This window comes from Gemmata sp. (genome assembly GCF_051859125.1).
Lineage (GTDB): Bacteria > Planctomycetota > Planctomycetia > Gemmatales > Gemmataceae > Gemmata.
This window is the reverse complement of the sequence record NZ_JBHYGG010000057.1, coordinates 32,782-41,472: the sequence shown is the minus strand read 5'-3', so window position 1 is coordinate 41,472 and position 8,691 is coordinate 32,782. Positions and strand designations below refer to the sequence as shown.

Sequence of the window (8,691 nt, the reverse complement as noted above, 5' to 3'; positions counted from 1 at the left end):
GATACCGGTTCTGTTGGGCTCGGACCCGTCCACCACGGTTCCGGTTCAATCGGACCTGGTATGAGTCGGTGGTGGGAGGTTGGTCGTTGGGACCAACCACGGCAGCACGCACAACCGCGACCCGGAGGGGGGCGCGACCAAGGATGACTGACATGAAGCGAATCGCAGTTGCGCTCGGACTTCTCGCCGCGGTCGCCGCGGCCGACCGCGGGGCCGCCCAGGAGAAGAAGGACGCGCCGAAGGGCGGCGTCACCGTGGACGAGGCCAAGCGGTGCGTCCTCGTGGACGCCAAGGTCGCGCCGCGGAAGCTCCCGAACCTCGACCAGGTGTACCCGGTCGAACTCATCGCCGGGTGGGGCGCGCCCAAGGGGAAGAAGGCGCACGAGATCGTCGTGGCGATCGACGTGGACCCGTCCGAGGTCCACGAGGGGCTGGAGAAGCTCGGCCTCAAGGCCGGGAAGCCGGCCCGCGGCGAGAACACCAAGGCCGAGGGGCCGGTCGTCAACGTGTACATCGAGGTGCCCGACGGGGCCGGCGGCGGCAAGCGGGTCCCGCTCGAAAAGGTGCTCTGGGACCCGAAGACCAAGAAGGCCCCGCCCAAGATGACGTTCGTGTTCACCGGCTCGGTGCTGACGGCCACCGACCCGAACAAGCCCGACGAGAAGAAGTACGGGGCCGACGTGACCGGCAGCCTCATCGTGCTGTTCCCGGTGTCCGACGAGGTCGTGCTCCAGACCGCGTGGACCATGAAGGAGGAGAAGTTCCTCAAGCTCGACGTGAACCCGGACGCGCTGCCCAAGGAGGGCACCCCGGTGAAGCTCGTGATCGAGGCGCCCGAGAAGAAGTGACCGCGCCTTCCCCGGGACCGAGGGCGTTCCGCCCGCAGCGCTTGGTTTCTGTAGCTGGCCTCTGTGAGGCCGGCGCTTCTGGGATTCCGCGAGCGTCCGGGGTCACAGACCCCGGCTACAGAACGCACACCGTCCCGCCCGCGGTCCCAGGAATCCACCCACCACCCTCCCCGCGACCCATCACCATGACCCGCCGCACCATCCTCGTCGCACTCACGGCCGCCGGGTGTTCGCAGAACCCGGCCGCGCCGCCCCCGCCCGCCGGAACGGTCGTCGTGACACAGACCGCCGCGGCCGCGCCGCAAGGCGCCACCACGGTCCCGGTCGCCGTGCAGCCGCCGAAGCCGCCCGAGCCGCCGCCCACGGTGTTCGACTACCCGGCCGACCTCGGCGGCAAGGCGGTCGTTCGGGCGGTCACGCCTTCGCTTGCCCCGCTCGCGAAAGAGAAGACCGCCCCGGCCCCGAAGCCGCGGACCCCGCCGGCCCGCGTCGTCGATCCGGACCCGGTGCCGGTCGCACGGTACGCCCCGCCGCCGGTGCTGCCGCCGAAACCGGGCGAGTCGAAGCCGACGCCCCCGCCGGAGCGCGTGCCCTACGACCTCGGGTACCTCGCCGATGCGGTGCCCGAGAAGCCGACGTTCCCGGTCAAGCCCGGGATCACGCAGCGGGCCGCGGACGTGAAGGTGCCGCCGGCGCTGCCGGTCCTGGGCCGCCCGGCGACCGACCGCGTGGGGCTCGACGACCCGACCGCCGAGGCCGGCAACCAGGCGATCGTCGCGCCGCTCGTGCGCGTCGGGTTGCTCCCGGCGGCGTTCCTCAAGGTGGCGCTGCCCGACCCGTTCGAACTGGGCGAGCAGGTGAAGCCGCGGGTGCCGCCCGCGATCGACCCGGGGCTCGCGCCCGTCGCGGTCGATCCGCAGCGGGTGAAGTGATGCCCAATCGCAGGGATCGTTTCTTTGTTGGTGGGGCAGGCATTCTTGCCTGCCTCCCGACGCGCCCGGAGGCAGGCAAGAATGCCTGCCCCACCAAGGGCAAATGATCCACGCTCAAAGCCACCAAAGCCGAGAACCCGGTCCTGACGGACCGGGTTCTCACGTTCACACCCAGGGGTGATCGGGCCGCGCTCGGCTCACGGCAGGTTCACGCGCTTCAGCACCAACTTCGTGCGGTCGCCGCTGAGGACCACGAGCAGCTTGGCCTCGGGGATCAGGTAGAAGTGCTGGTCGAGGTCGGCCCGCCCGGCACCGCTCGGATCGAGGATCCCGTCGAACTCGGGGAGCCCGCTGAGCACCGTCGTGTTCGCGGCGAACTGGCCCACGTTCCCGGCGGCGTGGACGCTCACCATGAGCGAGGGCTTGAGCTGGCGGGCCACCGGTGGTTGCTGGGGCTGTTGCTTCACCACCTGCGCGCCGGCCGGGGCCACCCGCTTCGAGGCGAGTTCGGCGGACTGATCGTCGAGTGCGACCGCCTTGGACCCGACGACCGGGGCCGGCTTCGCACCCTCGGGGCCGACCTGATCGTTCGGCGGCGGGACGGGCTGGACCCGGGGCACCGGGACGTACCGCATGAACGCCATGACCCGGAGCACGTAGCCGTCCTGCGTCAGCGGGAGGTCGCCGGACCGCGTGACCTGCGGGAGGAACCACAGCCGCCCGACGGGCACGGTGTAGGTCGCCTTCAGCGGCACGGCCGCCCCGGTGCGGTCCACCGGGGACGCCCAGTTCCCGTAGAAGAGGCCGTCGGGGCCGGGGGTCGTGACGGCGGCGTCGACGGCCGTCACGGCCCAGTCGCGGCCGGCCTCGGTGAGCACCTTCGCGCTGCGGGTGACGGGCGGCTCGAACGAGTGGGCGAAGGTGAGGAACGCGGTGCCGTCGGGCGCGGCCCGGAGGTTGTTCGGGACGATCCCCGGCTTCTTGCGGCTCCCCTCGACCTCCTTGAGCGCCGCGCCGGTCACGTCGAGCAGCACGACGTCGCCGAACGGGTTCGTGACGAGGAGCGGGCCGTCGGTCCGGTGCCCCATCGCCATCGCGGAGACGCCGCCGAACAGCGGCACGGTCGTGTCGTACCGGGGCTCCAGGGCCGGCAGCGTGAGCACCCGGAAGGTGTTCCCGGCCGCACAGGTGACGACCCACGACAGGCCCGCGGCCACCTTCACGTCGCCCTTCTCGGCCCCGACGGTCCCGACGACCCGGCCCTCGGAGGCGTCGAACACGCCGAGCCGCCCCGCGTCGGGGAAGTGAAGCACGAGGAACCGGCCGCCGCCCCCGACGGCCACCGCCCCGACGCGGCCGCCGTGGGGCGCGAGGTCGAGGGTCGTGAGGTCGGCTTCGACTTTGGACGGCGTGATCTGCGGGACGGGCCCCGCGAGGGGATTGAGGTCGAACTTCTCGACCCGCGGCGGGGGCGGGACCGACGACCCGGGCTCGGGGGCGTCCCCGATGCCGGCCGTGAGCGACGTCCGCGGGACCGGCAGCGCGTCGGCGTGCGTGCCGGGGCGGGCCGTGAACAGGTAGTACCCGGTGGCCCCGAGCCCGCTGATGCTCACGAGCAGCACGGCGAGGCTCGCGAGCATCACGCCGAACATCGAACCACTCTTGATCTGCCGCTCGCGCCTGCGGGTGGCAGCCGTCTTCCGCCGGGTCGCGAGCCCCGCGTAGGCGGCCTGCGAGGCGGGGTAGCCGGACCGCACCCGGGCGGCCGCCGGGGCGCGGCGCGACGCGGGGCGGAACTCGGCGGTCAGTTCGGCGTCGCACCGCGGGCACTCGATTGCGACCGCGGCCCGGGCCTCGGTGACGGGGAACACGCGCTGGCAGCGGGGGCAGGTAACGTCCAACGGCATCGCACCACCGGGTGTGTCCGGCCATGAGAGGAGCCTGGTTGGAGAGGTGAGTGGGGAGTGGGGGAATTGTGGCACTGCGCGTGGGCCGACGCAAGCGCCGTCTGACGGACTGCCGAATTTCCACCCTGTGAACGATCGGTTCCCACAGGTCGGCCCGCCGAACACCGCGGTTTACCACGCTACTCGGCGAGCGAGACGCACACGAGTTCCTTGTCGTTGCGGACGAACGCGCACCGGTCGGCGAACGCCGGGTGGCTCCACACGACCTTGCGGCCGAACGCCGCGCCGGTGGGCTCGACCACCTTCGCGCGGCCCACCTCCTCGTACCTGTCGCGGGACAGCTTCGCGATCGCCAGCTCGCCGAGTTCGTTGAACAGGAAGAACCGGTCCCCGTTCTTGACGAGGAACGCGGTGCCGGACCCGCCGCCCTTGAAGTCCTCGGCCTCGTCCCTGCCGAGCACCGGCTTGAACGTGAACCACAGCTTCTTGCCGGTGTCGAGTTCGACGGCCCGCAGCATCCCGGGTTGGTCGACGCCGTAGACGAGGCCGCCCTCGACGAACGGGGTCATGTTCACCGGGTACAGGCCGCGGGGCTTCGGGGTCATCCCCTTCGCCTTGTCGGTCGCCTCGTGCCACACCACCGCCGGCTCGCCCTTCTCGTCGAACTTCAGGACGAGCCCGGCCCCGCCGATCCCGGCCGCGAACAGCCGGTCGCCCGACACCCGCGGGGCCATGATCGACATGCCGAACATCGGTTCGAGCCCGAACGACCACAGCACCCTGCCGGTGAGCGGGTCGAGGCCGTTGATCGCCTGCGCGTGCCAGATCACGAGCTGGTCCCGGCCGGCGACGTGAACGAGCGTCGGCGGGCAGTACCCGATCTCGCGGGCGGTGAGCGCCTTCCACTTCTCCCGGCCGGTCGCCGCGTCGAGCGCCACGGCGACCGAGCCGTCGCCGCCGGCGAGGCAGATCACGAGGTCCTTGTACACGAGCGGGTGCCCGCAGTACCCCCACGTCGGCACCTTCGCGTCGTAGTCCTTGGGGAGGTTCTTGGCCCACACCACCGCGCCGGTGTCGGCCGCGAGGCAGTGCAGGTCGCCCATCGCGCCGAGGAGGTACACCTTTCCGTCGGCGACGGTCGGCGTGCACCGCGGCCCGGCCGGGTAGCTGATCTGGTACGCGCAGTCGTACTCGTGCTTCCAGAGTTCCTTGCCCGTCTTCGCGTCGAGGCACAGCAAACGCTCGACGCCCGGCACCCGGGTCTTGGTGTCGAACGGGTCGGCCGGGTTCATCGCCCGCACCCCCAGGACGCGGTCGGCGACGAACACCTTCCCGCCCGCGACCGCCGGCCCGGCGTACCCGGCCGAGACCGGTGCCCGCCACAGCACCTTTGGGCCGTCCTTGGGGAACGCCTTGAGGATCCCGGTCTCGGTCCACACCGCGTCGCGGTTCGGCCCCATCCACTGCGGCCAGTCCGCGGCGGGGCACGGGCACAGAGTCGCGAGCGAACCGAGAAGCGTGAGGGCTGCGGCGGCAAGGACGCGGGGCATGGCGGCTCCGGGCGAGTTCCGAAGGCGAATAGGTCTCAAGATACCGCGCCACCGCACCGCGGCTTACAGCAGTCAGGGACTTGGGTTATCATCGGGAGCGCCCCCGGAGGACCGAACCGTGACGCCGACGACCACCCCCGATCCCGCGGCCGCCCAACCCCGCCGCCGCAAGCCCGGCCGGGCCGTGCGGATCGCGAACGTCCCGTGGGACATGTACGAGAGCGTCCTCAAGGCGTTCGGGGACAAGCGCGGCATCCGAGTGACCTACGACCGCGGGGAGCTGGAGATCATGGTCCCGAGCTTCGATCACGACCGCGGCGACCGACTCCTGGCGATGTTCGTCCCCATCCTCGCCGAGGAACTCGGGGTTCCCGTACTCCCGGGCGGCTCGACCACACTGAAACTCAAGAAGGTCATGAAGGGGATCGAGGCGGACGACATCTTTTGGCTCGCGAACGCCGCGAAGCTCGCAGGGGTTCGCGACCTGGACCTGACCGTTCACCCGCCGCCCGACCTCGCGATCGAGGTGGACGTGTCGCGGAGTTCGATGAAGCGCCTCGCCATTTACCGGAAGCTCGGTGTGCCCGAGGTGTGGCGGCTGAAGGACGACACGCTGACGTTCCACGTCCTGAGCGGGAAGAAGTACCAAATCGCATCGCACAGCCGGTCGTTCCCGCTCGTCGCGTCCGCGGACCTCGTCACGTTCGTGAAGCGGGGCCGCGAGGCCGGCGACCAGACGCCGCTCTACCGGGCGGTCCGCGCGTGGGCGCGGCAACTCGCCGCGAAGCTGCCGCAGTAACGGCCGACGACTCGGGGAACGACATGCCACCGGAACGCGCGCCTCGGTCGGCCGACGAGCGAGCCCTGTTGCGGGCGCTGACCGGCCAGTTGGGCGACACGCTCGCGCTGGACGCCTACACCGACTGGCTCGAGGAACACGACGACCCCCGCGGCGCGTACCTGCGCGGGTTCACGACCGCCTACAGGAGTGGGAGGCGGCTCCCGGCACGACCCCAGGGCGTTTCGGCCGACTGGGACGAACTCGTCGGCCTCGGCCCGCGGCGGCGGCTCCGCGATCGACCGGCCGTGGTCGGGGGTCTCGAACCGCACCTCCCGACGCTCCTCAACGCCGGGCAAGTCTGCGTGCGCCTGGACCTGCTGCCGCGACAGTCGATGTCCCGCGTTGCCCCGGCCGCCAGTCGCGCCGGCGGCGTGCCGGACCTGCCCGTTGGAACCCCCTGGCCAATGTGTAATGACGACCTCTGCGGCGGCCGCTGGCCGATGCTCTTCCTCGGTCAGATCAACCTCGCCGACCTCGCCGACACCCTCTGCCAGAACCTCCTCCCTACGGCCGGCCTGTTGAGCCTGTTCTTCTACCCGGAGAACCACCCGCGCGGGCTCGAACTCCGCTACACCCCGCCCGGCGTCCCGCTCGCATGCACCCGCCCGCCCGAGCCGTACGCGTTCAATCCCGCCCAGATCGGTAACGTGCGGTTCCCGACCGACCCCACGCGCCCGGTCCGGCTCGTCGAAGCGGTGCGCTACCCGGGGTGGTTCGACGCACTCGCCGGCACGCTCGGCGAGTTCGACGCCGCCGGGGACGATCGCATCGATTGGGTTCTGTCGGGCGATCGCGCCGAGAAGCCGCACTACCTCGCGTCGCGGTACCGGCCGTCGGTGTGCTCGCAGTGGGCACCGGACCTCCGCTTCGCCGACGTTCCGTCGTCGCACCTGGAGCTGTTCGAGTTGTCGGACAACGAGGCGCTCCACTGGCACTTCGGCGAGAAACTGCACGTGTTCGTCGATGCCGCAGCGGCGCGCCGCGGGGACTTTCGCCAACTGAATTGGGGGACGATCTGAGCAACGCGGGCAACGAACCACAGGCCGGCCCCCGACCACCCACGGCACCGCAGTACCGGCCGCGGGCCGCCGGAGTGATCCGGCGGCCCGCGGGTTCACAGCACCTCGAACACCACCTCGGGGGCGTGGCGGCGGCAGATTGCGGCCGCCACTTCCGTCCGCAAGAACCCCGCCGCCCGGGACACCGACGCTTCCACCGGTTCCCGGGCGGCGTCGGGTGCGGACAGCACCACGAGCAGCCGCCCCGTGTGCGGGGCCGGTTCCACCGACGCCACGGTCAGTGCTTGCAGCACCGGGTCGCCGCACCCCGCGAGCGCCTGGTGCAGCGCGTCCCTCACCTGGGCACAGAGCTGGAGTGCCTTGCGGCCCGCCTGCTTCGGCGTGTTCCACGGCTTCGCGTGGAACTCCTTCGGGTCGGTCCCGTCCTCGCCGCCCAGGTCGCCCGCGAGTCGGGTCAAGTCATCGGATCGTTGCCGCCTGCGACTCATTTGAGTCGTCGCCTCGAATGGAAAGGGATGGACCTGCGACGCCACCGACCGCTTTCACACGGGCACGCACGGGTCACCTCCCTTCAACGCGAGAAGCCCGCCCCAACACGGGCGGGCTTCTCATCGGACACCGGCGCTCGCGGCGAGGTTCACCGGCCGGCGGCGATCGCCGCGGGGTCGAACGCCTTCTTCGGCCCGCGGTACTCCTGCCGCTCGATCGGGTACTGGTCGAGGCCCAGCGCCGGGAGCAGGCAGTCGTGGGTGCGGTCCGGGTCGATGACCGCGCCGCGGCTCATGATCTGCCGCACGGCGTGGCGGCTCGCACCGATGCCGAAGAACGAGAGCGGGTAGCGGCTCCGGCTGTAGAGCGGGTCCATGTCCGTGATCGCGTGGATGCAGTCGGAGCCGTTGCCGCACCGGGCCGCCTCGCCGAGCGAGTCGATGCACTGGTACCCGATCGCGCCGGAGTCGATGAACGCCTTCTGGGTCAAGAACCGCTGGTACGCGCCGTGCCAGATCTCGTACGGCCCCCACATCGCGACCGTTTCGTCGTGCTCGAGCATCCCGCGGACCGACGCGTGCAGGTCCAGGTTCACCCCGGGCTCGACGCGGAAGTTCCGCGGGCGGATGTCGAGCGTCGCCGGCATCCAACTGATCGTGCTTTGCTCGACCGCGGGCACAACCCCCGCGCCGAGGTCGGTCACCTTCACGACCGTCGCCCACGAGTGCGTGTACTTCGGCGTCTTGGGCTTCGATTCCGACCCGAACACGATGAGGAAGTACCGCTCGTTCGGCGGGGCCGGTACCGCAAGGAGTTGGGCGGGCGTCAGGTCGTCCGCCGGGGTCGGCGGCTTCGTGGCGAACGTCGCGCACCCCGGGCCGGTGAGCGCGAGAACCAAGACGAGGGCGGGGCGCATGCGAGACTCCGGCGGAACGACGTCCATGCTCGCACATCGGCCCCGCGACAGAACGGGCATAACCCCGGCGACTCCCCCCGCCGCGGCGACCCGCCCGCCCGCACCCGCGCGACCCCTACAGCTTCGCGCGAACCCCGTTCCGGGTGTCGCGTCCTCCACGCGGGGAATACAACTACCCCATCCGGACGA

At 71.2% G+C, this 8,691-nt stretch carries 8 protein-coding genes; 4 read left to right on the top strand and 4 right to left on the bottom strand.

All coding sequences use genetic code 11. The annotated features are described in order from the left end of the window. Positions 1 to 152: 152 nt before the first annotated feature. Both ACTIGN_RS07195 and ACTIGN_RS07190 read left to right on the top strand, forming a co-directional pair. Positions 153 to 848 carry a YdjY domain-containing protein gene (locus ACTIGN_RS07195; protein ID WP_439622270.1) on the top strand — a complete coding sequence of 232 codons (696 nt, stop codon included), beginning with the start codon at positions 153 to 155 and terminating at the stop codon, positions 846 to 848. 185 nt (positions 849 to 1,033) lie between these two features. Further along, on the top strand, positions 1,034 to 1,780 hold the full coding sequence (locus ACTIGN_RS07190) for a hypothetical protein (RefSeq protein ID WP_439622269.1): 747 nt from the start codon (positions 1,034 to 1,036) through the stop codon (positions 1,778 to 1,780). A gap of 197 nt (positions 1,781 to 1,977) precedes the next feature. On the opposite strand, the gene ACTIGN_RS07185 is transcribed toward ACTIGN_RS07190, so the two are convergent. After that, positions 1,978 to 3,687 (bottom strand): hypothetical protein, encoded by a 1,710-nt coding sequence (locus ACTIGN_RS07185; RefSeq protein ID WP_439622267.1) that lies wholly within the window; start codon positions 3,685 to 3,687, stop codon positions 1,978 to 1,980. Positions 3,688 to 3,866: 179 nt separating this feature from the next. Beyond that, positions 3,867 to 5,237 (bottom strand): outer membrane protein assembly factor BamB family protein, encoded by a 1,371-nt coding sequence (locus ACTIGN_RS07180; RefSeq protein ID WP_439622265.1) that lies wholly within the window; start codon positions 5,235 to 5,237, stop codon positions 3,867 to 3,869. A 118-nt stretch (positions 5,238 to 5,355) separates the two neighbouring features. Between ACTIGN_RS07180 and ACTIGN_RS07175 the strand changes: the two genes are divergently transcribed. Then, the gene (locus tag ACTIGN_RS07175; RefSeq protein ID WP_439622263.1) at positions 5,356 to 6,036 is read left to right on the top strand and encodes a Uma2 family endonuclease; all 681 of its coding nucleotides are present in this window, start codon (positions 5,356 to 5,358) and stop codon (positions 6,034 to 6,036) included. A 23-nt stretch (positions 6,037 to 6,059) separates the two neighbouring features. Continuing rightward, a complete protein-coding gene (locus ACTIGN_RS07170) occupies positions 6,060 to 7,097 on the top strand; it encodes a DUF1963 domain-containing protein (protein WP_439622261.1) in 1,038 nt (345 codons plus the stop codon). A 95-nt stretch (positions 7,098 to 7,192) separates the two neighbouring features. Here ACTIGN_RS07170 and ACTIGN_RS07165 read toward each other — a convergent pair whose 3' ends face one another. Both ACTIGN_RS07165 and ACTIGN_RS07160 read right to left on the bottom strand, forming a co-directional pair. Then, positions 7,193 to 7,555 carry a ribosome-binding factor A gene (locus ACTIGN_RS07165; protein WP_439622259.1) on the bottom strand — a complete coding sequence of 121 codons (363 nt, stop codon included), beginning with the start codon at positions 7,553 to 7,555 and terminating at the stop codon, positions 7,193 to 7,195. Positions 7,556 to 7,734: 179 nt separating this feature from the next. Next, positions 7,735 to 8,502 (bottom strand): hypothetical protein, encoded by a 768-nt coding sequence (locus tag ACTIGN_RS07160; protein ID WP_439622257.1) that lies wholly within the window; start codon positions 8,500 to 8,502, stop codon positions 7,735 to 7,737. Positions 8,503 to 8,691 lie beyond the last annotated feature (189 nt).

Coding starts and splice junctions, on each gene's coding strand:
- ACTIGN_RS07160 (WP_439622257.1), bottom strand. CDS start 8,502: ATGCGCCCCGCCCTCGTCTTGGTTCTCGCGCTCACCGGCCCGGGGTGC.
- ACTIGN_RS07170 (WP_439622261.1), top strand. CDS start 6,060: ATGCCACCGGAACGCGCGCCTCGGTCGGCCGACGAGCGAGCCCTGTTG.
- ACTIGN_RS07185 (WP_439622267.1), bottom strand. CDS start 3,687: ATGCCGTTGGACGTTACCTGCCCCCGCTGCCAGCGCGTGTTCCCCGTC.
- ACTIGN_RS07190 (WP_439622269.1), top strand. CDS start 1,034: ATGACCCGCCGCACCATCCTCGTCGCACTCACGGCCGCCGGGTGTTCG.
- ACTIGN_RS07180 (WP_439622265.1), bottom strand. CDS start 5,237: ATGCCCCGCGTCCTTGCCGCCGCAGCCCTCACGCTTCTCGGTTCGCTC.
- ACTIGN_RS07195 (WP_439622270.1), top strand. CDS start 153: ATGAAGCGAATCGCAGTTGCGCTCGGACTTCTCGCCGCGGTCGCCGCG.